We start from the raw sequence: 25,506 nt of genomic DNA, 5'->3' as shown, positions 1-25,506 counted from the left end.
TCTGTTTAGTAGTTTTGTTGATAATAGTCTGTATAACTATCTAGTTTTTTTCGGTCGGCTAATTTATCCAGATTTTCTTGTGTTATGATAAAAAAGCTGTATTTATCCTTTGGCACCTTCATTATATCGGGCATCAGCGGTAAAATTTTGCGGGCATAATCCTTAACCCCGGCAAGGTTATTAAAGCGGCCAATGTAAATCAGCTGGTTATCATAACCAACGGCTTTAAGCTGGTGTTTTATACCTGCGCTATTATAACTAACCCTGTTAAATTGCCCAATACCAAAACGCGACGATGATAAATTGATTGCACCGCTGCTTACATTTATCACCAGGTAATAGTTGGTGCTATCGCGCATGCTAAATATGGATGGCGCTTGTTTTACCGGCGCTACTGTTGATGCCGCGGTAATTGGTGCCGCAACCTGTGCCGATTGCGTTACCAGAGGCAAAATATCGGTTTTGGTTTCAACCGGTTTTTCTTCTTTTAAAGCTTCTTTAACTGTGGCAACTTCAGCTGGTTTTTTTACCTCCACAGATGTAGCTGTTATGGCCGATGCTTTGTCTTCCGCCTTTAATGGTGGCGTAACCGGCTTTGGCTCGGGCTTGCGAACGTCGGGTCCGGGTATGTATTTTTCGGCAGGCACCCTAAATTCTGTTTCTTTTTGGTAAACGATGGGCAGGGTAAACTGCGGGTCATTCGTTTCGCGGTCAGATATTATAACCTTGCGTAACGCCAGTTCTGATTGATTTGCAATTATGTAGGCCACATGCTGATTAACCAAAGGGGTGATCAACTTATCATCGGGATATTTGGTGGCTATGCTTTGCAAGTCGGTAATAAAAGCAGTAAGTGGCTCCAGGTGGCCGGCCGCGAAAGTACGCAGGTAGTAGATCTGTGATGCAAACCTGTTATTCGGATACTGCGCCAGCAGGGCATCAGATGCAGTGATCACCCTTGAATATTGGTGGGTAGCATATAGGTCGTATATATTATTATATAAGATGCTAAAACCGTTGTCCTCATCATTAATGTGTTTGCTGTATTCCGGGTCGAGGATGATTCTGGCGAAAGGCGTTTGCGGATAATTTTTCACCAGCAGATCTTTATACCTGTTTGACGATGCCGGATCTGTATCGCTGTACAAACGGTATAGGTTATAATAGATAGCCGCGGTATTATCGTTATTAGGGAAGTGTTTTAAAATCAATTCATAGGCTGCAATAGCTTCCTTTTTATCGTCCAATACATCGCGGTAAAAATTGGCTATATCTAAATAAGCATCGTACATGCGTTTATTAGATTGCGCCAACAGGCCGGGGGTAAGCGGCAAATTTTGTAACAACTCCTGCCTGTAATTGCCGGCATTCACTTTATTAACGTTGCTTAAAAGGTCGTTAGCGCCACCATCCGGGTCGGTGGCTTGTATGGCTACAGAGTTATTTTGTGTGATGTCGCTGCCGGCGCGGTTGGCCCTGCGCCAGTTGTCCTCTAAACGGCGGTTACCCCAAACCTTTTTAAAACTGCTAAAGCCCTGGCTTACCGCGTTGGCATTGCTAAAATAAAAGTTATTTCCGTTGGGTAAACTTTCTTGCGCCGGCTGGTTTACGTTGACGGCGCCACTTGCCTGCGCGTTGCTTACTTGTGTCGGTTGTGATCTTAGTATTTTGGCCTCCACCATCTTATCGATACGGGTAAGGCGGGTTGGCTCATCAAGCTTGGCAAGCATTTGCAGGGTGTCTTCGCGGTCTATAATTTGCAACCTATCGGCCAGCACCTGCAGGTTCTCGGCCTTCTTTTTAATAACCTGGTAGTTAGGGTAATTTGGCGATAAACTCACCAGCGCGCTATCGTAAAAGTTTTTGGCGCCGGTATAGTCCGCTTTGTTTTTAAAATAAACATCGGCCATACGCAGATAAGACAGGCCCTTTTGGCTCTGGTTTTTTGTGCTGTAGTTGATGGACTGCCTGTAGCTTTTCAAAGCGTTTTCAATCTCGCCATCATTATATTGGATCTGCGCTATCTGGAAATATACTTGGTCGGTAAAGTCTTTATTATTTGAGTTTTTTAGCAACGAGCGCAGTCGTGTAAGCCGACTAACCTTTACACCATTCTGCATATCTTCTATGCGGATGCGGTTAAGGTTGGCATTAAAGGCCATGTCAAATATTACATTGCTTTTGCTCACGCGATCATAATTAGCAACGGCATCAGCAGGCTTGTGGTTCATCTCCTGCAATTGGGCCAGGATGAATGTCCAGCGTAATTCACGTTCTTTACCGTGCGCATTCTCTACCGCCAGTTTAGCCATGGCCTCGGCATCCACATAATCCTGTATGTTTATATCATACTGCAATTTTGTGGCGTAAACATCGCCGGTGATATTCTTTTTTGGGTTGATATCAGAAAAAGCGCTGTCTAAAGCAGCCTTGGCATCATTAGGCTGATTGATGTATAATAAAGAACGTGCTTTATAAACAAGCGCTTCCTGTTTCAATTCGGTGTTTTTGCCAAACGAGCGAATCACATAGTTGGCATATTCTACCGCGTCAAAATAATTACCATCCAGGTAATTGGCTTTGCTTAACAAAAAGTAGGCATCGCCCAGGTAATGGCTTTGTTCTTTAACGCTGATGATGGTATTGGCTTTTTCCTTAACCAGGTCAAGGTCTTTATCGGGCACGTCACTTTTGGTAACGGTATCTCGGTAAACGCTTAGCAATTCGCTGTAATCGTCAACGTACCCGGCCTCATAACCTTCCTGTTTTTGGCGAAGGATCTCTTTGGCATTGAACAGTATATTATATTTGGCAGTAAGGTTTTGCAGGCCACGGTTAAGGCCGCTCTTTTTCTCAAGCGAGCAGCCGGCAATAACCAGTATAATGGCGAGCAACAATAACTTTGGTACAGAAAGGGTAGACGTATGCCTCAATGGGGTATAGGTTAATATTTATAATGGCTTGTTAGCGATTTTATCTGCTTTAATCAGATGTAGATCCGGTTTGATATTGTAATAATCCCCTATTTACAACCTTTTCAATTTTACCGGGAAACAATTTATTAAGCCACTTATAGTAATTATGTCTAAGGCGTGTTACTTCCCTTAAACGTTCAATAACAGGTTGTTTTAACCAATGCTCTATATAAAGCATTTCTTCTTCATCCTGCTTAATAATGTTAACCACCGTTTCCATTATTGGTATCCTAAATGATCTTACTAAGGTTTATAAATGCATTGCTAAAATACTAAAGATTATGCAATAGGTTTAATAAATTTGCCGCATGGCACAAAATGAACAAAAACAACCCAATGATGGGGGCAAAGCGGTAAATGCTTACGCCAAATATACAGGTATGGCGTTCCAGATGATAGCTATTATTGGCATCTTTGCATTCGCCGGTTATAAAATAGATAAGGCCTACCAACACCATACCATGTGGGTAACAGCAGCACTGTCGCTTGCCGGGGTGTTTATATCATTGTTCATCGTTATCAGATCTGTAAAAAATTGAAACTCCAACCAACGCTTATTGCCTTCGCCATTTTTGTAGCGGCACTGGCATCGCTGCCTTTAGCCCTTGCTTTTGCCGGGCATACTAATTTACTAATGCCTTATTTTTGGGGGATGTTCGCCTACATTACAGGCCTTACTTTTTTAATAGTTATAGCAATATTATTTACCCAAAAAATAAACCCCGAAAACTACGCCCAGGTTTTTTTGGCCGGAACCACTTTTAAAATATTGGCCTGCCTGGCATTTATGGTAATATTTTTGCTGAAAAACAAGGTAGAAAAGGGCGTTTTTGCAGGCAATTTCTTTTACTTATATTTCTTAAATACGGCCTTTGAAGTTTACGTGTTATTACGTAACTTGCGCAACCAAAATTCAAAGTAAAAAACTTTATTTAGATATATAAAAGCTCAATTTTGAAATCAAAAATTTTTACACTTTTACGAATTTGTGCCGTTTTTTTAACACTAACCGCATTTTCAATACCGGCGTTTTCGCAAGATGAGCACGCAGAACATGCCGAAGGCGCTGAAAAAAAGTTTGAGCCAAGCGAGGTTATTTTAGAGCACATTGCCGACTCTCATTCACTGCATATTATTGGTCATACCCATTTGCCTTTGCCGGTTATTATTTATACCGATAAGGGTTTAGAGATGTTCTCATCGGCCAAATTTGCTCATGAAGCAGGCGGACACGAAGCGGAAGCTGCAGGCATATATAAAGGCAACTATAACTATAAGCTGGTTAGCGATAAAGTTAAAATAGTTAACGAAGCCGGCGAAGTTGATGAGGCTGCCTCAAGCAAACTTTATGATTTCTCTATTACCCGTAACGTGGTAAGTATGTGGATGTCTATCGTTGTGCTTTTAATTGTATTCCTTAGTGTATCATCAGCCTATAAGAAACGACAGGGTAAAGCACCAAAAGGCTTACAATCTTTTATGGAGCCTATCATTCTTTTTGTAAGGGATGATATTGCCCGCCCAAACATCGGTTACAAATATCAGCGCTTTATGCCGTTCTTGTTAACCGTGTTCTTTTTTATCTGGATAAATAACATGATAGGCCTGGTGCCTTTCTTCCCCGGTGGTTCAAACTTAACGGGTAATATAGCGGTTACGCTGGTGCTTTCGATTATCACCTTATTAGTGGTTAACCTTAACGGTAACAAACATTACTGGCAACACGTTTTTGTGCCGGGTGATGTACCCGTTTGGATCTGGCCTTTGTGGTGGGTTATCGAGCTGGTAGGTATCATATCAAAGCCTTTCGCCTTGATGATACGTTTGTTTGCCAACATTACGGCAGGGCACATTATTGTGCTTAGTTTAATATCATTGATATTTGTGTTCAAGTCTTTTGCTATTGCACCGGTATCAGTTGCTTTTGTGGTGTTTATGGATGTATTGGAATTGCTGGTAGCGGCATTGCAGGCTTTCATCTTTACGTTGTTAACCGCTTTGTTTATCGGTACAGCTATTGAGGAGCACCACCATTAATATTTGTAAATAATTATGTACTATATATTCACTTTAAATTTAAAACAATGATTGGAAGTATCGCTGCACTTGGTGCAGGTTTAGCAGTAATTGGTGCCGGTATCGGTATCGGTCAAATTGGTGGTAAAGCCTGCGAAGGTATCGCCCGTCAGCCAGAAGCTGCTTCAAAGATCCAAACTGCAATGATCATCGCTGCTGCACTTGTTGAAGGTGTTGCTTTGTTTGCTGTGGTTGTATCTTTCTTAGGCTTGAAATAATATTTCATCCCTTTAAGAGGATTTAAAAATTAACCGTTCCCGCAGCGATTGGCTGTGGGCACGGTTATTAAATTGATTTTTTAAAATATATTATCATATAATAATGAATCCATTAGTTACCCCCGAGATTGGTTTAGTGTTTTGGACAACGGTATCATTTGCAGTACTGTTTTTCTTACTTGCCAAATTTGCCTGGAAACCTATTATGGGAGCCCTTGACGACCGCGAGCGTTTTATAGAAGATGCGCTTTCAAAAGCCGAGGCAGCTAAAGAAGAAATGTCTCGTTTAACAAACGAGAACGAAGTTCTTTTAAAACAAGCCCGTATAGAGCGTGACGCGATTTTGCAGGAAGCTAAAAAGGTTAAAGACCAGATCATAGCTGATGCTAAAGATGCTGCACATAAAGAGGGTGCACGCCAGATCGAGCTTGCCCGTATTGATATCCACAACCAAAAAACAATTGCTATGGCAGATGTTAAAAACCAGGTTGCTGCTTTATCAATAGAAATTGCTGAGAAAGTATTACGCAAGCAATTTGAAGACCAGGGCAAACAGGATGCATTAGTTGCAGAGTTGTTGAAAGAAGTGAAATTATAATAATAGACATGAGATATTAGATTTGAAACATGAGACAAAATACAATAGTCTCACATCTCACATCTCACATCTCAAATCTCAAGAACGATGTCAGAAATAACAGTAGCATTAAGATACGCGAAAGCACTAATTGACCTTGCCCAAGAGCAAAATGCCCTTGAAGCGGTTAAGACTGATATGGAGCTTTTTCTGAATACTGTAAAAGGTAGCGCAGAGTTGGCAGCTGTTTTAGGCAATCCTATAATATCGCACAGCAAAAAAGTAAACATACTTGCCGACATTTTTGGAAACAAAGTAAGCAAGGTTACTATAGCGTTCTTAAACATCATGGTTAATAAAGGCCGTGGCGAAGTATTATTTACCACCGCCAATGAGTTTATTGGCTTGTACGATATTAAGAACCACATCACCAATGCTAAAGTGGTAACAGCATCACCGCTATCTGCCGAGAACAAGCAAAAAATGCTTGACGATGTACAGAAAGCAATTGGCGGTACTATTAAGCTGGCTGATAAAGTAGACCCATCGTTAATTGGTGGTTTTGTACTAACTGTAGGCGACAGGCAGGTTGATACCAGCATTGCCAGCAGTTTAAAACGAATAAAAAAGGAATTTGCACAGGCTGCAATTAAATAGTATTAAATTAAAACTCTAAAATAAATTCAAAAATGGTAGAGGTAAGACCAGACGAAGTATCAGCAATTTTGCGTCAGCAATTAGCCGGCTTCAAGTCAGAATCTGAATTAGAAGAAGTGGGTACCGTACTCCAGGTGGGTGACGGTATTGCACGTGTTTACGGACTAACTAAAGTACAATCAGGTGAGCTGGTTGAATTTGATAACGGTTTACAAGGTATTGTATTAAACCTTGAAGAAGATAACGTGGGTGTGGTATTGTTGGGTAGGTCTGACGATATCAAGGAAGGTGACAATGTGAAACGTACCAACCGCATCGCTTCTATCAACGTTGGCGAAGGCATGCTTGGCCGTGTTGTAGACACTTTAGGTACACCAATTGACGGTAAAGGCCCAATATTAGGCGAAACTTACGAAATGCCCTTGGAGCGTAAAGCACCGGGTGTTATCTATCGCCAGCCGGTAACTGAGCCATTACAAACAGGTATCAAAGCTATCGACGCGATGATCCCGATTGGCCGTGGCCAGCGTGAGTTGGTTATTGGTGACCGCCAAACAGGTAAAACTGCCGTTTGTATCGATACCATTATCAACCAAAAAGAATTTTACGATGCCGGCGCGCCGGTATATTGTATATATGTAGCTTGTGGCCAAAAGGCTTCAACCGTTGCAAACATTGTACGCACATTAGAAGAGAACGGTGCTATGCCTTTCTCTATCGTTGTTGCGGCTAATGCTTCAGACTCTGCTACCATGCAGTTCTTTGCTCCGTTTGCAGGTGCTGCAATTGGCGAGTACTTCCGTGATACAGGTCGCCCTGCGTTAATCGTTTATGATGATCTTTCTAAGCAGGCGGTTGCTTACCGTGAGGTATCGTTGTTACTACGCCGCCCACCGGGCCGTGAGGCTTACCCAGGTGATGTGTTCTATCTTCACAGCCGTTTATTAGAGCGTGCCGCTAAAGTTAACAGCAATGATAACATCGCGCAGCAAATGAACGATTTGCCGGAGTCTATCAGACATATCGTTAAAGGTGGTGGTTCATTAACCGCTCTTCCAATTATCGAAACCCAGGCTGGTGACGTATCTGCATACATACCAACCAACGTAATTTCGATTACCGATGGTCAGATCTTCCTGGAGTCTAACTTGTTCTTAGCAGGTATCCGCCCCGCAATTAACGTAGGTATCTCGGTATCACGTGTGGGTGGTAACGCTCAGATCAAATCTATGAAGAAAGTTGCCGGTACACTTAAACTTGACCAGGCACAATACCGCGAGCTTGAGGCATTCTCTAAATTCGGTTCGGACTTAGATGCATCAACCAAAAACGTTATTGACAAAGGTGCACGTAACGTAGAAGTGTTAAAGCAAGGCCAGTTTTCGCCGGTAACGGTAGAAAAGCAGGTGGCTATCATCTACTTAGGTACTAAAAACTTAATGCGTAACGTACCTATTAACAAGATCCGTGAGTTTGAAGCAGAATATACCAGCCAGTTAGAGCAACGCCACCCTGAAGTGTTGGCAGCCCTTAAAGCAGGTAAATTTGATGACCAGTTAACCGGCGTACTGGAAACAGTAGCTAAAGAACTGGCAGGTAAATATTAATTAGTAGTAAGTAATTAGTAGCGAGTATCAAGACAGAAACATGATACTCGGTACTTGATACTAAAACAAAAGAATGGCTAATTTAAAAGAAGTAAGAAACAGGATAGCATCCGTAAGCTCAACACAGCAGATCACCAAGGCCATGAAAATGGTTTCGGCAGCAAAGCTGAAAAGGGCAACCAATGCTATTGTTCAATTACGCCCGTACGCTAATAAGTTGAAAGACCTTTTGTCAAACTTATCGGCAAGTTTAGAGGATGGTGCATCGCCATACCTGCAACAGCGCGAACCGGTACGTGTATTGGTTATTGTTGTATCATCAAACCGTGGTTTAGCAGGTGCTTTTAATACCAACGTTATTAAAACTGCCAATAATTTAATCGCCGAGAAATACAGCGAGCAGTTAAGGGCTGGTAACGTTTCTATTGTTGCTATTGGTAAAAAGAGCCAGGAGTTTTTTCAGCGTCGTAAGTTTAACGTTATTGGTAACAATAACGATTTATACCTTGACCTGAACTTCATAAATGCTTCAAAAATTACCGAAGGCATTATGCAAGGCTTTATTAATGGCGATTACGACCGTGTTGAATTGGTTTATAACCATTTCCGTAACGCTGCTGTACAGTTTCAGGTTGCAGAGCAATTATTGCCTGTACCAATGGCTGAAGCTAAACCTAAAGAAGAAACCTTTAAAACAAAGGATGCTGTTATTGAAACGCAGGTTAACTATATCTTAGAGCCTTCGCAGGAAGATATAGTAGAGCAATTGATTCCTAAAAATATTAAAATACAGTTGTACCGTGCCGTTTTAGATTCGAATGCATCTGAGCATGGCGCACGTATGACCGCGATGGATAAAGCAACCGAAAACGCAGGCGACATGTTGAAAGCTCTTAAGCTTTCATACAACCAGGCGCGCCAAGCCGCCATCACTACCGAGCTTACCGAGATCGTGAGTGGTGCAGCAGCATTAGGTGGTTGATTAGTTCGACAGGTTCACTATGACAACGATTGTCAGTTTGAGTTAGCCGAAGACATACAAATAAGAAAGGCTTTCCATATTGGAAAGCCTTTCTTATTTGTACTCCACGCGTCATTGCGATACGAAGCAATCTCTTTAGGATAATTATACACCCTGCATAAGGGCTTTGCTTATATAGCGATTGATTCGTACCTGGCAATGACTGTTGTTTATTATAATGCTGGGTTAGCCGCGTAATCCTTCCACAGGTCATCAACCGATTTGCCTGTAAGTTTATTCCATGACTCAGCGGTGTAAGTATGGTTGCGCATTTGGCTGTCCAATTTTTTAACGGTGCCTTTTTTAACCTTGGTTTCTATCCAAACTAAAAAGCGGGCGGTTACACGGTAAGCGTTATCGTAATTTTGAGTGGGTTTAAAATCGGGTAGTTTCCATTTCGCGGCTTTGTTGGCTACGCCTTGCTCGTTACGAACGTAATCGGCAATGCCTTCCGTTAACCATCCGGGCCCGTCAAAACTGCCGTAATCTTGGGCAATGTGCATCACCTCGTGTGTAACCACATCAATATCATTACGGTGCTTGGTCATATAAGCCGGACTAAAAACCACGCGGCCGTTATCTGTAGCTGCAACACCTTTGTAAGCGGTATCAATAAAAAACTCAACCTGTTTAAGGCTTTTCTTATTGTACTCGTTCACGATTTTTGGATAAACGATAAAAAACGTGCTAATCAATTTATCAGTAATAGCTTTATCAAAATACTCGTCGTTACCATGTACAATCAGCGTGTAGCCGTTACGTTTTATGGTATCAGGCCCGGAAGCAAAGCTTACTCCGCATATTAAGCTGGTTAAAAGTACCAATGCTAATTTTTTCATAAATCAAAAATAACTTTAATGAGCAATTACGGGCATTTTATCCGTAAAAAGGCTGATACAATGCTATTGTTCAGAAATCGCGTTTAAGGCGTCCAGTGCTTTTGGCCATGTTGCCGTAAAATAATCCATTATATCTTTGTCCATATTTAGCCCGTTCAGGTCAACTACCAGCAAGGTTTTATCACCATCTGGCGTTAATGTGTAATTTTCAAAGGCACCTGCAATTTTCTTTGCATTTTCACTCGTGAAATCCTCAACACCATTAACAAGTTGCCCCAACATTTTAAACGACATATGTTCGTACGGGGTGTTCCGTACTATTAATGAGATCATGCCCCGGTCCTCATGGTCTGTAAATAAAACCTTACTGCCTTCTTGCCAATTTGTTACAGCTTTTGAGCCTTCGCAGAATGGGGCAGTCCATTTCGGGTAAGTTTCATCGCCCCAAAGTGTTTCCCAAATTTTTTTTATGTGGCGAGTTAATGACGATCTTAAATTGCTCTTTCATGATTGCTAAGTTTATAATACAATATGGGCGTTAAATAGATACCGCATGGGGGTGTGGATGCGACAAGATAAAAGGCCAATCGGGACAAGAAGATGATTGATTACCAATTATTAATAAAATAAAATTTGCATTTATATAAGTACTTATATAAATTGCATTCATGAATTTGTATCAAAGTTTAGGTTACCTGGTATTGGGAAGTCGCTTAAGGCGGATGAGCGAAACCTTCCTTGCCGAAATAAACCGCATATACCAGAACGAAGGCATCGAGTTTGATGCCAGCTGGTTCCCGGTGTTCTATTTGCTATCAAATAACGATTCGCTTTCCATCAAAGAATTAAGTGAACAAACCGAGGTATCACACCCGGCGGCAAGCCAGCTAATAACCAACCTGAAAAACCGCAAATTGGTAGAAACTACAACGCATGCCGATGATGGCCGCAGGCAAATGGTGCAGTTTACCGACAAGGGTCGCGAACTGCTAAAACAGATACTACCCGTTTGGGAAGCCATTACTGCGGGCATGAACGAGCTGGAAGCAAGCGACGCTAAAATCGCTGAGATATTGCCTGCCATTTCCGCATTAGAAAATACATTCCGCGCTTACAACCTATCCGGTAAGGTTGGCGAAAAACTAAATCCAATACCCAATGAAAAACTTTAATTACGGTATTGAGCACCTAACCATAGGCCTTAGCATAGATATTGCAGCGGGTAAGGTTAAAGGTGTTATAAATGAGGCTGCTGCCACTTGCATCCATACTTCCTGGAAAGAAGTTGAAAAGATTGTGCACGCGCATTTGCCGGTGTACGGCATCAATACAGGTTTTGGTCCGCTTTGCGATACCCGCATCTCTGAGAAAGATACCAGCCTATTGCAAAGCAATATTTTAAAAAGCCATAGCGTAGGTGTGGGTAATCCCATCCCAAAGGAAATTGCCAAGCTGATGCTGATAACCAAAGTACATGCTTTGGCGCAGGGCTACTCGGGTATTGCAGCTGCAACATTAGAGCGGATCATCTGGCATATCGATAATGATGTTACCCCGGTTGTGCCCGAGAAAGGCTCTGTTGGCGCATCGGGCGATCTGGCGCCGCTTTCGCACCTGTTTTTGCCTTTAATTGGTTTGGGGTATGTGAATATTGGTGATGAAAAACATCCTGCGGGAGAAATCCTGAAACAGCATAGTTTGCAGCCGTTGGTATTAGGCCCCAAAGAAGGGCTTGCATTAATCAATGGTACCCAGTTTATATTGGCTTTCGCGATAAAAGCGGTAGAGCGTTTAAATAATGCCCTTAACGTTGCCGACCTGATAGGCGCCATATCTTTAGAAGGCCTTATGGGCTCCGCCCGCCCTTTTGTTGCGCGGTTACATGCCATTCGCCCGTACAAAGGATCTAAACTGGTTGCTAAACGCTTGGCTACATTACTGGAAGGTTCATCTATCGGCAGTTCGCATGTGGATTGTGATAGGGTGCAGGATCCATACTCGTTACGTTGCATGCCGCAGGTGCATGGTGCATCACGCAATGCGTGGTTGCATTTAAAAGAGCTTACGGAGATAGAATTAAATTCTGTTACCGATAACCCCGTAATTTTTAATGCCGATGATACCATAAGTGGTGGTAACTTCCACGGACAACCGCTGGCTTTGCCTTTAGATTATGCCACCGTAGCCGCCGCCGAGTTGGGCAACATTGCCGACCGCCGCTGCTACCTCATGAGCGAAGGCCGTTATGGTTTGCCAAAGTTATTGACGGATGATGCCGGCCTCAATTCGGGCTTGATGATCCCACAATACACCACAGCAGCCTTGGTTACCGAAAATAAAACATTGTGTTTCCCGGCAAGTGCCGATAGCATACCTACTTCACTTGGACAGGAAGATCATGTTTCTATGGGATCTATCAGCGGGCGCAAGCTGCACATGGTGTTGGATAATATCGAATATATCCAGGCTATTGAATTGCTTTATGCCTCGCAGGCATTAGATTTTAGGAGGCCTTTGCAAAGTACCTCGGTGATAGAAACCCTGCACCAATTGGTAAGGCAGCATGTGCCCTTTATTAAAGAGGACAGGATCTTTGCAGATGATATCAACGCCTTACATCAATTAATTATTAGTGGGCAGTTCCAGTCGGTTGCCAACGAAACCGCTCAAAAAAACAACATCAATATAAACGACGATGACGAATTCGGAATTTATTAATACATACGCCAACCACCCGGTTTATTACGCGCCGGTTGGCAACCAACTGCACGCCAAAAGCTGGCAAACAGAGGCGCCCTTGCGCATGCTGTTAAATAACCTTAACGGGCAGGTTGCCGAAAATCCCGACGAATTGGTGGTTTACGGCGGAATCGGTCAGGCCGCCCGTAACCCGGAATCGCTGAGGAAGATCATAGAACTTTTGCTGGAACTCGATAACGACCATTCGTTGTTGGTGCAATCCGGCAAACCAGTAGGGATCATACGTAGTCATCCGCAGGCGCCAAGGGTTTTAATAGCCAATAGTAACCTGGTTCCTGCATGGGCAACCTGGGAGCATTTTAACAAGCTGCGCGCCGATGGCCTGATGATGTACGGGCAAATGACCGCGGGCAGCTGGATCTATATAGGCACGCAGGGTATTTTACAAGGAACCTACGAAACCTTTGTGGAGGCAGGCCGACAGCATTTTAATAATGACCTTACAAGTAAACTGATTGTCAGCGCCGGTATTGGCGGCATGGGTGGCGCGCAACCATTGGCTGCGACAATGGCAGGCGGTGTATTTTTAGGAGCCGATGTAGACGTTACCCGGATCCAAAAACGTATCGACAGTAAATATATCGACAGGCTAACCCACTCGTACGAGGAAGCAATTAGCTGGGTGCAGGATGCCATGAACAAAGGCGAAACCCTGTCGGTAGGGTTGGTAAGTGATGCAGGGGATATGCTGGAACGATTAATTGCCGATGGCATTGTACCTGATATCGTGACCGATCAAACCTCTGCACACGACCCGCTGAACGGATATATCCCTAACGGGTTAAGGTTGGAAGAAGCGCTCGATCTGCGAAAGGCTGATCCTGAACAATACAAGCACCTTTCGCTAAAAAGCATGGCCCGCCACGTGGGATTTATGCTGCAGTTGCAAAAGCTTGGCTCGGTAACTTTCGATTATGGTAATAACCTGCGCGAGTTTGCGAAACAAGGCGGCGAACAAAATGCGTATGATTTCCCCGGCTTTACACCGGCGTTTATCCGTCCGTTGTTTTGCGAGGGGAAAGGGCCGTTCAGGTGGGTAGCCCTATCCGGCGATCCTGAAGATATTTATACAACCGACAGGGCGTTAATGGAGGCTTTCCCCGAAAATAAACCACTAATCAACTGGCTTGAAAAAGCGCAAAAACAAATTGCATTCCAGGGCCTGCCTGCACGCATTTGCTGGCTGGGCATGGGCGAGCGTGAAAAGGCTGGCCTGATATTTAACGAACTGGTAGCAAGCGGCAAAGTAAAAGCACCTATAGTGATAGGTCGAGATCATTTGGACTGCGGCTCGGTAGCATCGCCAAACCGCGAAACCGAATCCATGAAAGATGGCTCGGATGCAGTATCCGACTGGCCATTGTTAAACCTTATGGCTAATACCTCTGGTGGTGCAACATGGGTGTCATTCCACCACGGTGGTGGTGTAGGAATGGGATACTCGCAACACGCGGGTATGGTAGTAGTTGCAGATGGTACCGAACGCGCTGCAACCTGCCTTAAACGCGTACTGCACAACGACCCTGCCATGGGTATCTTCCGCCATGCGGATGCAGGTTATGACAAAGCGCAGGATTGGGCGGATAGGTTTGGATTGAAGGTGTGGTAGCTGGATGGTGAGTAGAGAATGTTTTATTGGTGAGTAGTTGAAATTCAAAACCAAACCGTCATGCCGAACTTGTTCGGTATCCCACAGGACAGATGGCGACTTTGCAAGAGGGATCCTGAAACAAGTTTAGGATGACAATAAAGAAATTAATAAATGAAAAAACTAATAGGTCCATTCATACAAATAGCACCCTTAACAGGGCTACCCTTAAAAGGCGCTCTGAAGGATGAGCAACTGCACATTATCCCCAACGGTGGTGTGTTGGTTGAGGGTGGACTGATTTTAGCGGTTGGCGATTTTGATAAATTAAGAAAAACCAATCCATCGGTACAAATAGAAGAAATTACAAGTCCGCAGGTGTTGCTGCCAGGCTTTATAGATTGCCATACGCATATCTGTTTCGGCGGCAACCGTGCTAAGGATTACGCCATGCGGATCGCGGGCAAAACCTATCTGGAAATTGCTAAAGCCGGAGGTGGTATTTGGGATACTGTTACACAAACACGCGCGGCTGATGAGGCAGCGCTTGTGCAATCATTGATGCAACGTGCCAACCGACATTTAGCCGACGGCGTAACTACCATTGAAGTGAAAAGCGGTTATGGCTTAAGTGTTGAGGAGGAACTAAAACAGCTTCGTGCGATAAAGAATGCATCGGCACAAACCAAAGCAAGACTGATACCTACCTGCCTTGCAGCCCACATGGTGCCAAAAGATTTTAACGGATCGCAAGCTGAATATCTGGCGTATGTGGTGAATGATCTGCTGCCTATTATCAAACAGGAGAACCTAACTAACCGCGTAGATATATTTATTGAACAAAGTGCTATAGATACTAAAAATGCTTTGGTTTACCTCAACAAAGCAAACCAATTAGGCTTTGATATAACCGTACATGCCGACCAGTTTACAACAAGTGGAAGCGCTGTTGCCGTTGAGGTTGGTGCGGTATCTGCCGACCATCTGGAGGCAAGCGGTGAAAAAGAAATTGGCCTTTTGGCTAAATCGAATACTGTTGCGGTGACACTACCGGGTGCATCTTTAGGCTTGGGTATGCCTTATGCACCCGCCCGCAAACTGCTTGATGCCGGTGCATGCTTTGCAATTGCCAGCGACTGGAACCCAGGCTCGGCACCCATGGGCGATTTACTAATGCAAGCCGCGGTAATGAGCGCGTCAGAAAAGTTATCTGCTGCCGAAGTTTTTGCGGGGTTAACCTTCCGTGCGGCATCGGCATTAAAAATTGAATGTGGTATATTAGGCCCCGGGATGGCCGCCGATATGCAGGCCTACCCATGTGCCGATTACCGCGAAATATTATATTACCAGGGAAAATTGAAGCCCAACCACGTTTGGGTTGCAGGAAACTCTCATGTCTAACATCTCAAATCTAAGAAATGAACCAACTAATAGAATGTGTGCCTAATTTTAGCGAAGGTGTAAACCTGCTTATCATTAAACAAATAACGGATGAGGTTGAAACTGTAGAAGGTGTTCGCCTGCTGAATGTTGACCCCGGTAAGGCCACAAACCGTACAGTAGTGACTTTTGTGGGTGAGCCGAAGCAGGTGATTGAAGCGGCTTTTTTGGCGATAAAAAAGGCCGGAGAACTGATTGATATGAGCAAGCACAAAGGCGAGCATCCAAGGATGGGCGCAACCGATGTTTGTCCGCTGATACCTATCGCTAATATCAGCATGGATGAAACTGCTGAGTACGCTAAGCAACTGGCTAAACGGGTTGGCGAGGAACTGGGCATCCCTGCATATCTGTACCAACATGCGCAGGCAGATAAGACCCGTGATAATTTATCTGTTATTAGAGCAGGAGAGTACGAAAGTTTCTTTAAAAAGATAAAGGAGCCAAAATGGAAACCCGATTTTGGCCCTGCAGAAATGGATGCGAAACGTGGTGCAACGGTTATTGGTGCGCGCGATTTTTTGATCGCCTATAATATCAACCTCAACACCACATCAACCCGCAGGGCAAATGCCATTGCGTTTGATGTGCGCGAAGCTGGTCGTGTAATGCGCGAAGGCGACCCGGTGAACGGCAAGATTATTAATGACGAGAACGATAAACCAAAGTCTATTCCCGGCACGCTAAAAAGTGTAAAGGCGATAGGCTGGTATATTGAAGAATACGGCGTTGCCCAGATCTCGATGAATCTGACCAATATCGAACTGACCCCGATACATGTAGCTTTTGATGAGGTTTGCAAAAGAGCGGCCGAGCGTGGCATCCGTGTAACGGGTAGCGAACTGGTTGGATTGATCCCGCTGAAAGCGATGTTGGATGCGGGTAAATATTTCCTGAAAAAACAACAGCGTTCGGTAGGAGTGAGCGAAGCGGAAATTATCAAGATCGCCATTAAATCGATGGGGTTGGATGAGCTTGGTCCGTTTAACCCGGATGAGCGTATTGTTGAGTATCTGCTCCGCGATGCAAGCGCTGGCAAGTTAGTAGGCATGACCTTAACCGCCTTTGCCGACGAGACCGCGAGCGAAAGCCCTGCGCCTGGCGGTGGCTCTATATCTGCCTATATGGGTGCATTGGGAGTATCGCTGGCTACCATGGTGGCTAACCTGTCATCACACAAAAAAGGCTGGGATAATCGTTGGGAAGAGTTTAGCAATTGGGCCGAGCAAGGGCAGGCTTTAAAAGATGAATTACTGCGATTAGTTGATGTAGATACCACTGCTTTTAATAAAATAATGGAAGCGTTTAGCTTGCCAAAAGGCAACGAGCAGGAAAAAGCAACCCGCGACCAAGCCATTCAGGATGCTACCAAATATGCTATCGATATCCCGTTCAAGGTAATGGAAACCGCTTATGAAAGTTTAACGCTTATACGGGCAATGGTAGAAAGTGGTAACCCAAATTCGGTAACAGACGCCGGTGTGGCAGCACTTTGTGTACGTTCGGCTGTGATGGGTGCTTTTATGAATGTGAAGATCAACGCATCAGGCTATAAGGATAAAGCATTTGTGGATGATGTTTTAAAGCGCGGTGAAGCGATAGAGCAAAAAACTATCGCTGCCGAGGCGGAGATAATTGCTTTGGTTAATGAGAAGATAGAATAAATTATAAACATAAAAAAATGTCATTTCGAACGAGCGATAGCGAGGAGAAATCTTGTTATTTCTTACAGGTCGCAAACTTGTCATGTCTAACAAGATTTCTCCTCGTACCTCGTTCGAAATGACACAGCGGTAGGATAAAACAACAAAAAGAGCCGTGATATCGTCGCGGCTCTTTGCATTATATTGGTTTAGTTAAATTAGTAATTAAACCTTACAAACGCTTCCATAGCGGCATATTCTGCCATGCCTAAGCGGTCGTAATTTTGGGCGCTTTCTCGGTTGCGGTCTTCGGCACGTACCCAAAACTCGCGTGCATCATCGCCGGGGAAAACAGGGCGGTCCTTTTGCGACTGGTGTTTAAAGATGGCGTTCCGTTTACGCAGCACTTCGGCTGGCGAAAGCGGTACGGCCATTTCAATTTCGTGGGTGGCAAACTCGTGCCATGCACCGCGGTACATCCACACCCAGCAATCATTTACCCAACTTTCTGTTTTACGAAGGCGCTGTAACGATTCTATAATAATATTGAAACATACTACGTGTGTACCATGCGGATCGGCAAAGTCTCCAGCGGTAAACACCTGTTGTGGTTTTACTCTTTGTAATAGCTCCATAGTTAGCCTGATGTCTTCTTCGCCAACCGAATTTTTCTTGGTTTTGCCCGATTCATAAAATGGCAGGGCCTGGAAGTGGATATTGCTATCCGGCAAACCCGCGAAGCGTGCACCCGAGATAGCCTCTGTTTTACGAATGAAACCTTTTACATCGCGGATCTCGATAGTATCTACCTGGTTAGGTAGTTTTTGATCGATGAACTTGCGCATGTCTTCATAAATGCCTTGTAGTTTGACGGTATCCTCGCCTACACTGGCTTTAAAGTCGATAGCGAACTCCATGTATCGCAGCACGTCATCATCCCACACAGCGGTGTTGCCCGATGTTTGGTAGGCCACGTGTACATCATGACCCTGGTCAACTAAGCGGATGAATGTACCACCCATTGAGATAACATCATCATCGGGATGCGGAGAGAATACGATAGATCGCTTGCGGGCAGGCTCGGCACGTTCCGGGCGCTGGCTGTCATCAGCCCCTGGTTTGCCTCCCGGCCACCCGGTAATGGTGTGCTGCACCTGGTTGAAAATATCAATGTTGATCTGGTAAACGGGGCCTTGCTCTACCGCAAGTTGCGCCATACCGTTGTTGTTATAATCTTCTTCAGTAAGTTTCAGTATGGGTTTACCAACCGAGCCTGAAAGCCATATAATCGCTTTTTTCTTCAGGTTGTTATCCCAAACACAGTCAGATACTAACCAAGGGGTATCAAAACGGGTAAGGCCCGATGCGGCGTCAACATCTAAAACAAACTCCACATTATCTGATAACTGCAGGAAGGTAGCAGGTACTTCACCTGAGATCTCGCCTTCTACCGCTTTGCGAACAATTGGCGCTTTCTTTGCACTCCAGGCCATCAGGATAATTTCGCGGGCTTTAAAAATAGTACCCACACCCATGGTAATGGCTTTTGTAGGCACGTTTTGTTTACCCCCAAAATCACGCGATGCATCGTTACGGGTAAGGTCATCCAGCGTAACCAAACGTGTGCCCGAGTTTGGTGCCGAGCCCGGTTCGTTAAACCCGATGTGGCCAGTACGGCCGATACCCAAGATCTGTAGGTCAAGTCCGCCCAGTTCCTCTATCTGCCTTTCGTATTCCAGGCAAAAAGCGGCTACCTCATCTTGTGGAAGGGTACCGTTAGGTATGTGTACTAAGTTTTTATCAATGTCTATATGGTCGAACAAATTCTCGTTCATGAAAGTAACATAGCTTTGGGCTGCGTTGGGTTTCATGGGGTAATATTCATCGAGGTTAAACGTGATAACGCCTTTAAAAGAAAGCCCATCTTCTTTATGCAGGCGGATCAGTTCGGCGTAAACCTGTATGGGTGTAACACCTGTTGCCAAACCTAAAACGGTTGGCTCGCTTGCCGCTTGTTTCTTGCGGATGAGTGCCGCGATCCTTCCGGCTACCGCTAACGATGCGGCGCGCTGGTCGGGATATACCGTAACGGGCAGTTTCTCGTAACGTGTTTCTTCTAATAAATTTAATCTTGCCATAATCAGGTTAATATATTGCTGTATTCAGTTTTATCTTTTCAAAAAATCGGTACAAAAAAAATCCTCACCGAAGCGAGGATTTACCAACCAATTAACTATAAAATTTATCCCCTCCAGAAGAGATAAAAAGTATGCATATTTTAATGATCTTTCTTTCATTATCGATACAAACTTAATAAAGATAAATCATAAAATCAAAATACTTATTAAAATAATTTAAAAAGATTAAATTGAAGGATGAGCCATTTTAGTTATCGGGCAACAGAGGGGCTTGTTTACGTTTACCAATATAATAAATGGTAAGCCCAAGGGCATAAGCCGCAAGGCACCAAAAGGCCGCGAAGGGGTTTTCTTTAAAGGTGATGAAGATGTTAATGGTTACAAACCAGTAAGCCAGAATAAATACAATGGGAATAAGCGGGAACCATTTAATGGTATAAATATCCGAAACATCTAAATACTTCGTTTTTTTGCGAAGGATAAAAATGGCGATGGCAGCTAAGGATATGCCGATGAGTTCAAAGAACATTACGTATTTCAGCATATCGCTGAACGAGCCTACAAAAAATAAGATGATGAGGATAGCCACTACAAAAAAGCTCATGCCAAATTCCTGCACCTGTGTTTTTGGGTTTATTCTTTTAAATATCGGCGGCAGGATGCCATCCTCGGCCATGGCGTAATATACCCTCGGGCTCGACATGATGTTTACATTTACATAGGCCACTACCGATACGAACATCAGGATGGAAGTGATCTTATAACCGGTAGTGCCGAATATAATCCCGGCCAGTGTTGCCGCCAGCGTATGGTTTTGCTGCAGGCCGCCAATGCCTAAAACATAATAGTAAGCGTAGTTGATAGCCAGGTAAAGGCTGATGATCACCGCCATTCCAAAAAATATAGCTTTGGGGATGTTCTTTTTAGCATTAATAATGTCTCCGCCAAAATTAATGGTTTGAGCATAGCCTGTATAAGTAAAGAACACGGCCACCAAACTTAAGCCAAAAGCGGTGATCCCACTGCCTGTATGCGGAATTGCAGCAACAGGGTTTACTGCATGCGCATCACTTTTAAAAACTACGGTGCAAAGCAGCAGGATCATCACCACTTTAAATATTGTGAGCACATTTTGTGTTTGGGCGCTCAGTTTTATACCTAAAAAGTTAATACCATATAAAGCCAGCACGGTTGCAATGGTGGTTAGCCTGGTGCCGGTGCTGTTTTGCAGGTTTTGCGGTAGTAATATCGGGTTAATGTATTCGGCACCTAAAAGCGCCACTGCTGCCACCGATGCGGCATTGCTGATCACCAACACCCAGTTGATCATGAAGGCGAAGGCCGGGTGGAAACAAAAAGAAAACACTTTGTAAAAGCCACCGGTAGTTGGGTAGCGTGCGCCAATTTCGGCAAAGGTGAGCGCGCCGCAAAGGGTAACAATGCCCCCAAAGATCCATGCGCCAAAGAATATAGGCGCACTACCGGCTTTAACCGCTACATCGCTGGGCGTGCCAAATATGCCCATACCAATCACCAAACTGATAACTATCATACTGAGGTCGAAGCGGTTAAGGCGGGGTTGTATACTCATATTTACCTGTGCGTTTATTTTTTAAATTTATATTATAATTTAATTTTTATTTAATGTTCTAAATCATTTAAATTCGTTCATTGATTTAGTTACCCTAATTAGCCGAACTTACAATTTGAAGCAATTTAAACAAATATTACTTACGGGGATATTGTTGTTTTGTATTACACCTGCACTGTTTGCGCAGGTAAAAAGGAAGTCTGTTCGCCAAAAATCAGTAAGTATTAAACATACAATTACATCTAAACCGACCGAAAAACCAGCGGCACCCATCAGTCTACAACTTAAAAATTTCCTGGCATTAACGGCGGCGGCTAACGTTAATTTTATATTCCCGAAGGGTTTCAGAGAGATAAAAGCCCCCGATAATGAGGACCTTTCTTTCGACTATGCTATGGAAATACCGGGCAAGGAATTCGAGATCTGGTTCCAGGTAAAATCACAAAAAGAGAATTACGCCAGTTACCAGAACTCTATCGGTAACAAGAATACAGCACAGGCCAACCCCGATTCGTTATACATAGGTATGGGCACCGCACAGGCACAGGCCTTTACCGGTGACAATAATTATTTGATGCGTAATATACCGCCAAAATACCTGGCGAAGTATAATGGAGATGCGGGTAGAACATACCTGCTAAACCTGCCTGATGAACAGGTAACAAAGCACTATAAATACGCATTGTTGTTAACCCTGCAAAAAGACCACACCGGTACCATACTGGCGGTTTGCTTTAGTAACGAAAAAGGCCCCGAGTTTTTCAAGGACATTGATAAGGCCAGCAGCTGCATTAAATTTAAACAATAGCCCTGCAAATGTTAATAAGTTGGCACATTTAAATACTAATTTAAGTGGCATAACTTTATTTTTGCGTATCGGGCTAAATCAGCACCAAAAACATTTGATCTTAACATGGCAGAAACAGTAAACTATGATGATGATAGTATCCGGTCGTTAGACTGGAAGGAACACATTCGCTTAAGGCCGGGTATGTACATTGGTAAACTGGGCGATGGCTCTGCTTATGACGACGGCGTATACGTGTTGCTTAAAGAGATCGTTGATAACTCGATAGATGAGTTTGTAATGGGTTCTGGCCGTACCATTGAAGTCACCATGAGCGATCATAAAGTTTCTGTACGTGATTATGGCCGTGGCATCCCGTTGGGTAAAGTGATAGATTGTGTATCTAAAATAAATACCGGTGGTAAATACGATAGTAAGGCGTTCCAAAAATCGGTAGGGTTAAATGGTGTGGGTACCAAGGCGGTTAACGCTTTGTCAAACTCGTTCACCGTGCAATCATACCGCGACGGGCGAACCAAAATTGCCGAATTTGAAAAAGGCGAACTGATCCGTGACGAACCTGAAAAGGAAACCTCGCAGCGTAATGGTACGGCTATCAATTTTATCCCTGATGATAGCATCTTTCGCCATTACCGCTTTATACCCGAGTTTGTAGAGAACATGATCTGGAACTATGTGTTCCTGAATGCCGGGTTAACACTAAGCTTTAACGGGAAAAAATACCTGTCGGAACGTGGCCTGTACGACCTGCTGGTACGCAACGCCGATGCCGAAAACCTGCGCTACCCTATCATTCACCTAAAAGGCGAGGATATAGAACTAGCCATGACGCACGGGCAATCATACGGTGAAGAATATTACTCATTCGTGAATGGCCAGCACACTACCCAAGGTGGGACACACCAGGCTGCCTTCCGCGAGGCGGTGGTGAAAACTATCCGCGAGTTTTATAAAAAGGAATTTGATGCTTCGGATATCCGCGCATCCATCGTGGCTGCTATCGCGATAAAGGTACAGGAGCCTGTTTTTGAATCGCAAACCAAAACCAAACTGGGTTCTCAAAACGTTGGTCCGGAAGGCCCTTCGGTACGTGGTTTTATTAACGATTTCCTGAAAAAGGAACTGGATAACTATTTGCATAAAAACCCGGCTGCTGCCGATGCATTATTAAAACGTATCCTACAGTCAGAACGTGAGCGTAAAGACATTGCGGGCATTAAAAAGCTGGCTAACGACCGCGCCAAAAAAGCATCGTTACATAACCGTAAGCTACGCGATTGTAAGCTGCATTTTGACGATAACCACGAACGTAAGCAGGAAACAACCCTGTTTATTACCGAGGGTGATTCGGCCAGCGGGTCTATCACCAAATCGCGGGATGTGCAAACCCAGGCGGTATTCAGCTTAAAGGGTAAGCCACTAAACTGTTTTGGCCTTACCAAAAAAGTGGTTTACGAAAACGAAGAATTTAACCTGCTGCAACACGCGCTCAATATCGAAGACGGCATTGATGGACTGCGTTATAACAATATTGTAATTGCCACGGATGCCGATGTGGATGGTATGCACATCCGTTTGCTGCTAATGACCTTCTTCCTGCAATTCTTCCCAGATCTGGTGAAGGCCGGGCACGTGCATATTCTGCAAACGCCGCTGTTTAGGGTGCGTAATAAAAAGCAAACCATATACTGTTACAGCGACGAAGAGCGCCGTAATGCCATTGCCAGCCTGGGTGTTAAACCCGAGATAACCCGATTTAAGGGTTTGGGAGAGATCTCGCCCGATGAGTTTGGTTTGTTCATAGGTAAGGATATCAGGTTAGACCCTGTGTTCCTGAAAGATGCCAACATCAAAGCCCTGCTGGAATATTTTATGGGTAAAAATACGCCAACCCGCCAGCAACATATTGTAAATAACCTGCGCGTAGAAAAAGACGACGAAAGCGTAAATCCGTTAATAGCCGAAAATTTGGATGAGGTGGAATTGCCGGTAGCGGTGTAGTTTGATATTAAAGAAATAAGCCTTAACTTGTATCCCCCAATCTGTTTAAGATTGGGGATTTTTATTTCATAAATTATAAAGAACCCTCTCCTTTGGAAAGGGCAGGGTGAGGCTACCATGACAGAACACGATATAAAAGTATCTTTTAAAGAATACGATACCATTACCGAACTTTATACCACAGACCAGGCCCTTTGTGCAGAAGCTGTAAAAGCGATGGCAACTTCGCATTCGCCGTATTCGAAATTTAGGGTGGGGGCGGCGCTGCAATTGCAAAGCGGTAAAATTATCCATGCCAGTAACCAGGAGAATGTGGCTTACCCATCGGGGCTTTGTGCTGAGCGGGTAGCGCTGTTTCATTGGGGGGCAAGCCATGCCGATGATCCGATTGTGAGCATGGCGGTAACCGCGCATACCGACGATTTTGCTTTATTGAAACCCGTTACTTCATGCGGCGCGTGCCTGCAGGTAATGGCTGAAGTTGAGAAAAGGCAAAACAGTCCGTTAAGGGTGTTGTTGTATTGCATAGATGGCCCCGTGTGGGTTATTGATGATGTAAAAAGCATGATGCCTTTTATGTTTTTTGAAGAACGTTTAGTACAACCGGTATGAAGATAAGGATAATATTACTTTTAGTTTTAGCAACCTTTGGTTTAGCTGCCCACGCGCAAACAGGTTTCCCGTTTGATAACGAGATCCGCGATTTTAAACACCAGGACAGCCTGAAAATGCCCGCCAAAAATGGCATCCTGTTCATCGGTAGTTCATCCATCCGCAAATGGACTGACCTGGAGCAACGCTTTAGCGATAAGCCCATTATTCGCCGTGGTGTTGGCGGTTGCACAATAGAGCAGTTGGTAAGCTATTATACACCTTACATCTTGTACCCTTACCATCCGCGTAAAATCTTTATCTACGCCGGCGAGAACGATATCGCCGCAGGTAAAACGGGTAAATTTACCGCCCGTCAGTTTTATACCCTTTGGGCTATGGTCAAACAAAACCTACCTAATGCAGAGATCTATTATATGGCCATCAAGCAAAGCCCAAGCCGCGCTAAATATTTTTCGGAAGTTAGGATCGCCAACGAAATGGTGCGTAATTTCATTAAAACCCGTAAGAAAACCCACTACGTTGATGTGGCTTCGGTGATATTAGATCCAACCACCAAAACGCCTGATACCAGCCTTTTCGAAAGCGATATGCTGCACCTGAACAGTAAAGGCTATGATAAATGGCAGGCAGTGTTACTCCCTTATGTAAAGTAAAATCAATATCGAACATCGAATGTTGAATTTCGAATGATGAAATAGAAAAACTTCGATATTGGACATTCGAAATTCATTATTCGATATTCTTTTTAATTAGAAAGGCCCCCCAATATACTGGGGAACCCGTCACACTCAAACACAAACTATATATTATTTATAAACGCTGTACACGTTGGTGATCTTCCAGCCGTTGCCGGTTTTGGCTAAGGTTGCGTAGTTGCTGCGGGTAAATTGGTCAAACTATATATCTGCTTTTTACTACGGCCATATACGCGTTGTTCTCTACTACAGTGTGC

General features: G+C 44.0%; 23 protein-coding genes. 17 read left to right on the top strand and 6 right to left on the bottom strand.

What is annotated here, in order from left to right:
- Positions 1 to 5: 5 nt before the first annotated feature.
- Both RHM67_RS18315 and RHM67_RS18310 read right to left on the bottom strand, forming a co-directional pair.
- On the bottom strand, positions 6 to 2,933 hold the full coding sequence (locus RHM67_RS18315) for a tetratricopeptide repeat protein (RefSeq protein ID WP_322228623.1): 2,928 nt from the start codon (positions 2,931 to 2,933) through the stop codon (positions 6 to 8).
- Between the two features lie 49 nt (positions 2,934 to 2,982).
- Positions 2,983 to 3,195, bottom strand: a complete 213-nt coding sequence (locus RHM67_RS18310) for a hypothetical protein (protein WP_322228622.1) — start codon at positions 3,193 to 3,195, stop codon at positions 2,983 to 2,985.
- An 88-nt stretch (positions 3,196 to 3,283) separates the two neighbouring features.
- On the opposite strand from RHM67_RS18310, the gene RHM67_RS18305 reads away from it, so the two are divergent.
- The 8 genes from RHM67_RS18305 (at position 3,284) to atpG (ending at position 9,092) form a co-directional block, all read left to right on the top strand.
- A complete protein-coding gene (locus RHM67_RS18305) occupies positions 3,284 to 3,514 on the top strand; it encodes an AtpZ/AtpI family protein (protein WP_322228620.1) in 231 nt (76 codons plus the stop codon).
- Positions 3,511 to 3,897, top strand: coding sequence for a hypothetical protein (locus RHM67_RS18300; RefSeq protein WP_322228619.1), 387 nt, complete (start codon positions 3,511 to 3,513; stop codon positions 3,895 to 3,897). Before RHM67_RS18305 ends, RHM67_RS18300 begins: the two co-directional genes overlap by 4 nt.
- Before the next feature lie 32 nt (positions 3,898 to 3,929).
- Complete coding sequence (atpB, locus tag RHM67_RS18295; protein WP_322228618.1) at positions 3,930 to 5,012, top strand: F0F1 ATP synthase subunit A; 1,083 nt, start codon at positions 3,930 to 3,932, stop codon at positions 5,010 to 5,012.
- Between the two features lie 47 nt (positions 5,013 to 5,059).
- Positions 5,060 to 5,269 (top strand): ATP synthase F0 subunit C, encoded by a 210-nt coding sequence (atpE, locus tag RHM67_RS18290; protein ID WP_067062340.1) that lies wholly within the window; start codon positions 5,060 to 5,062, stop codon positions 5,267 to 5,269.
- A gap of 103 nt (positions 5,270 to 5,372) precedes the next feature.
- The gene (gene atpF, locus RHM67_RS18285) at positions 5,373 to 5,867 is read left to right on the top strand and encodes a F0F1 ATP synthase subunit B (protein ID WP_322228615.1); all 495 of its coding nucleotides are present in this window, start codon (positions 5,373 to 5,375) and stop codon (positions 5,865 to 5,867) included.
- Positions 5,868 to 5,954: 87 nt separating this feature from the next.
- Complete coding sequence (atpH, locus tag RHM67_RS18280) at positions 5,955 to 6,503, top strand: ATP synthase F1 subunit delta (RefSeq protein WP_322228613.1); 549 nt, start codon at positions 5,955 to 5,957, stop codon at positions 6,501 to 6,503.
- A 32-nt stretch (positions 6,504 to 6,535) separates the two neighbouring features.
- On the top strand, positions 6,536 to 8,110 hold the full coding sequence (gene atpA / locus RHM67_RS18275) for a F0F1 ATP synthase subunit alpha (protein ID WP_252755967.1): 1,575 nt from the start codon (positions 6,536 to 6,538) through the stop codon (positions 8,108 to 8,110).
- A gap of 73 nt (positions 8,111 to 8,183) precedes the next feature.
- Positions 8,184 to 9,092 carry an ATP synthase F1 subunit gamma gene (gene atpG, locus RHM67_RS18270; RefSeq protein WP_322228611.1) on the top strand — a complete coding sequence of 303 codons (909 nt, stop codon included), beginning with the start codon at positions 8,184 to 8,186 and terminating at the stop codon, positions 9,090 to 9,092.
- Positions 9,093 to 9,304: 212 nt separating this feature from the next.
- Here atpG and RHM67_RS18265 read toward each other — a convergent pair whose 3' ends face one another.
- Positions 9,305 to 9,970, bottom strand: a complete 666-nt coding sequence (locus tag RHM67_RS18265) for a basic secretory protein-like protein (protein WP_322228610.1) — start codon at positions 9,968 to 9,970, stop codon at positions 9,305 to 9,307.
- Between the two features lie 63 nt (positions 9,971 to 10,033).
- Positions 10,034 to 10,432 (bottom strand): SRPBCC domain-containing protein, encoded by a 399-nt coding sequence (locus RHM67_RS18260; RefSeq protein WP_322232205.1) that lies wholly within the window; start codon positions 10,430 to 10,432, stop codon positions 10,034 to 10,036.
- A 206-nt stretch (positions 10,433 to 10,638) separates the two neighbouring features.
- On the opposite strand from RHM67_RS18260, the gene RHM67_RS18255 reads away from it, so the two are divergent.
- From RHM67_RS18255 to ftcD, 5 genes are all read left to right on the top strand, one after another.
- Complete coding sequence (locus tag RHM67_RS18255; protein ID WP_322228606.1) at positions 10,639 to 11,142, top strand: helix-turn-helix domain-containing protein; 504 nt, start codon at positions 10,639 to 10,641, stop codon at positions 11,140 to 11,142.
- Positions 11,129 to 12,688, top strand: coding sequence for a histidine ammonia-lyase (gene hutH, locus RHM67_RS18250; protein WP_322228605.1), 1,560 nt, complete (start codon positions 11,129 to 11,131; stop codon positions 12,686 to 12,688). Before RHM67_RS18255 ends, hutH begins: the two co-directional genes overlap by 14 nt.
- The gene (gene hutU, locus RHM67_RS18245) at positions 12,666 to 14,339 is read left to right on the top strand and encodes a urocanate hydratase (RefSeq protein ID WP_322228603.1); all 1,674 of its coding nucleotides are present in this window, start codon (positions 12,666 to 12,668) and stop codon (positions 14,337 to 14,339) included. Before hutH ends, hutU begins: the two co-directional genes overlap by 23 nt.
- A 153-nt stretch (positions 14,340 to 14,492) precedes the next feature.
- Positions 14,493 to 15,719: an imidazolonepropionase gene (hutI, locus tag RHM67_RS18240; RefSeq protein WP_322228601.1), complete on the top strand. Its 1,227-nt coding sequence runs from the start codon at positions 14,493 to 14,495 to the stop codon at positions 15,717 to 15,719.
- A 17-nt stretch (positions 15,720 to 15,736) separates the two neighbouring features.
- Entirely contained in the window at positions 15,737 to 17,422 is a 1,686-nt protein-coding gene (gene ftcD / locus RHM67_RS18235; RefSeq protein WP_322228600.1) for a glutamate formimidoyltransferase, read from the top strand.
- A 197-nt stretch (positions 17,423 to 17,619) separates the two neighbouring features.
- On the opposite strand, the gene nagB is transcribed toward ftcD, so the two are convergent.
- Complete coding sequence (gene nagB / locus RHM67_RS18230) at positions 17,620 to 19,539, bottom strand: glucosamine-6-phosphate deaminase (RefSeq protein ID WP_322228599.1); 1,920 nt, start codon at positions 19,537 to 19,539, stop codon at positions 17,620 to 17,622.
- 247 nt (positions 19,540 to 19,786) lie between these two features.
- Positions 19,787 to 21,130, bottom strand: coding sequence for an APC family permease (locus tag RHM67_RS18225; protein WP_322228597.1), 1,344 nt, complete (start codon positions 21,128 to 21,130; stop codon positions 19,787 to 19,789).
- A gap of 115 nt (positions 21,131 to 21,245) precedes the next feature.
- On the opposite strand from RHM67_RS18225, the gene RHM67_RS18220 reads away from it, so the two are divergent.
- The 4 genes from RHM67_RS18220 to RHM67_RS18205 all read left to right on the top strand — a co-directional run bounded on the left by RHM67_RS18220 (position 21,246) and on the right by RHM67_RS18205 (position 25,207).
- Positions 21,246 to 21,938 carry a hypothetical protein gene (locus RHM67_RS18220; protein ID WP_322228596.1) on the top strand — a complete coding sequence of 231 codons (693 nt, stop codon included), beginning with the start codon at positions 21,246 to 21,248 and terminating at the stop codon, positions 21,936 to 21,938.
- 105 nt (positions 21,939 to 22,043) lie between these two features.
- Positions 22,044 to 23,939, top strand: coding sequence for a DNA topoisomerase IV subunit B (locus RHM67_RS18215; RefSeq protein ID WP_322228595.1), 1,896 nt, complete (start codon positions 22,044 to 22,046; stop codon positions 23,937 to 23,939).
- A 117-nt stretch (positions 23,940 to 24,056) separates the two neighbouring features.
- Positions 24,057 to 24,551: a cytidine deaminase gene (locus tag RHM67_RS18210; protein ID WP_322228592.1), complete on the top strand. Its 495-nt coding sequence runs from the start codon at positions 24,057 to 24,059 to the stop codon at positions 24,549 to 24,551.
- The gene (locus RHM67_RS18205; RefSeq protein ID WP_322228590.1) at positions 24,548 to 25,207 is read left to right on the top strand and encodes a GDSL-type esterase/lipase family protein; all 660 of its coding nucleotides are present in this window, start codon (positions 24,548 to 24,550) and stop codon (positions 25,205 to 25,207) included. Before RHM67_RS18210 ends, RHM67_RS18205 begins: the two co-directional genes overlap by 4 nt.
- Positions 25,208 to 25,506 lie beyond the last annotated feature (299 nt).

The organism is Mucilaginibacter sp. 5C4, from assembly GCF_034345625.1.
GTDB lineage: Bacteria > Bacteroidota > Bacteroidia > Sphingobacteriales > Sphingobacteriaceae > Mucilaginibacter > Mucilaginibacter aurantiaciroseus.
The sequence above is the reverse complement of the archived record's forward strand: the minus strand, read 5'-3'. Positions and strand labels throughout refer to the sequence as shown.

Bases quoted from the DNA above. Each gene is read 5' to 3' on its own strand.
- RHM67_RS18310 (WP_322228622.1), bottom strand. From the start codon at position 3,195: ATGGAAACGGTGGTTAACATTATTAAGCAGGATGAAGAAGAAATGCTT.
- RHM67_RS18305 (WP_322228620.1), top strand. From the start codon at position 3,284: ATGGCACAAAATGAACAAAAACAACCCAATGATGGGGGCAAAGCGGTA.
- atpE (WP_067062340.1), top strand. From the start codon at position 5,060: ATGATTGGAAGTATCGCTGCACTTGGTGCAGGTTTAGCAGTAATTGGT.
- atpF (WP_322228615.1), top strand. From the start codon at position 5,373: ATGAATCCATTAGTTACCCCCGAGATTGGTTTAGTGTTTTGGACAACG.
- atpH (WP_322228613.1), top strand. From the start codon at position 5,955: ATGTCAGAAATAACAGTAGCATTAAGATACGCGAAAGCACTAATTGAC.
- atpA (WP_252755967.1), top strand. From the start codon at position 6,536: ATGGTAGAGGTAAGACCAGACGAAGTATCAGCAATTTTGCGTCAGCAA.
- atpG (WP_322228611.1), top strand. From the start codon at position 8,184: ATGGCTAATTTAAAAGAAGTAAGAAACAGGATAGCATCCGTAAGCTCA.
- RHM67_RS18265 (WP_322228610.1), bottom strand. From the start codon at position 9,970: ATGAAAAAATTAGCATTGGTACTTTTAACCAGCTTAATATGCGGAGTA.
- RHM67_RS18255 (WP_322228606.1), top strand. From the start codon at position 10,639: ATGAATTTGTATCAAAGTTTAGGTTACCTGGTATTGGGAAGTCGCTTA.
- hutH (WP_322228605.1), top strand. From the start codon at position 11,129: ATGAAAAACTTTAATTACGGTATTGAGCACCTAACCATAGGCCTTAGC.
- hutU (WP_322228603.1), top strand. From the start codon at position 12,666: ATGACGAATTCGGAATTTATTAATACATACGCCAACCACCCGGTTTAT.
- hutI (WP_322228601.1), top strand. From the start codon at position 14,493: ATGAAAAAACTAATAGGTCCATTCATACAAATAGCACCCTTAACAGGG.
- ftcD (WP_322228600.1), top strand. From the start codon at position 15,737: ATGAACCAACTAATAGAATGTGTGCCTAATTTTAGCGAAGGTGTAAAC.
- nagB (WP_322228599.1), bottom strand. From the start codon at position 19,539: ATGGCAAGATTAAATTTATTAGAAGAAACACGTTACGAGAAACTGCCC.
- RHM67_RS18225 (WP_322228597.1), bottom strand. From the start codon at position 21,130: ATGAGTATACAACCCCGCCTTAACCGCTTCGACCTCAGTATGATAGTT.
- RHM67_RS18215 (WP_322228595.1), top strand. From the start codon at position 22,044: ATGGCAGAAACAGTAAACTATGATGATGATAGTATCCGGTCGTTAGAC.
- RHM67_RS18210 (WP_322228592.1), top strand. From the start codon at position 24,057: ATGACAGAACACGATATAAAAGTATCTTTTAAAGAATACGATACCATT.
- RHM67_RS18205 (WP_322228590.1), top strand. From the start codon at position 24,548: ATGAAGATAAGGATAATATTACTTTTAGTTTTAGCAACCTTTGGTTTA.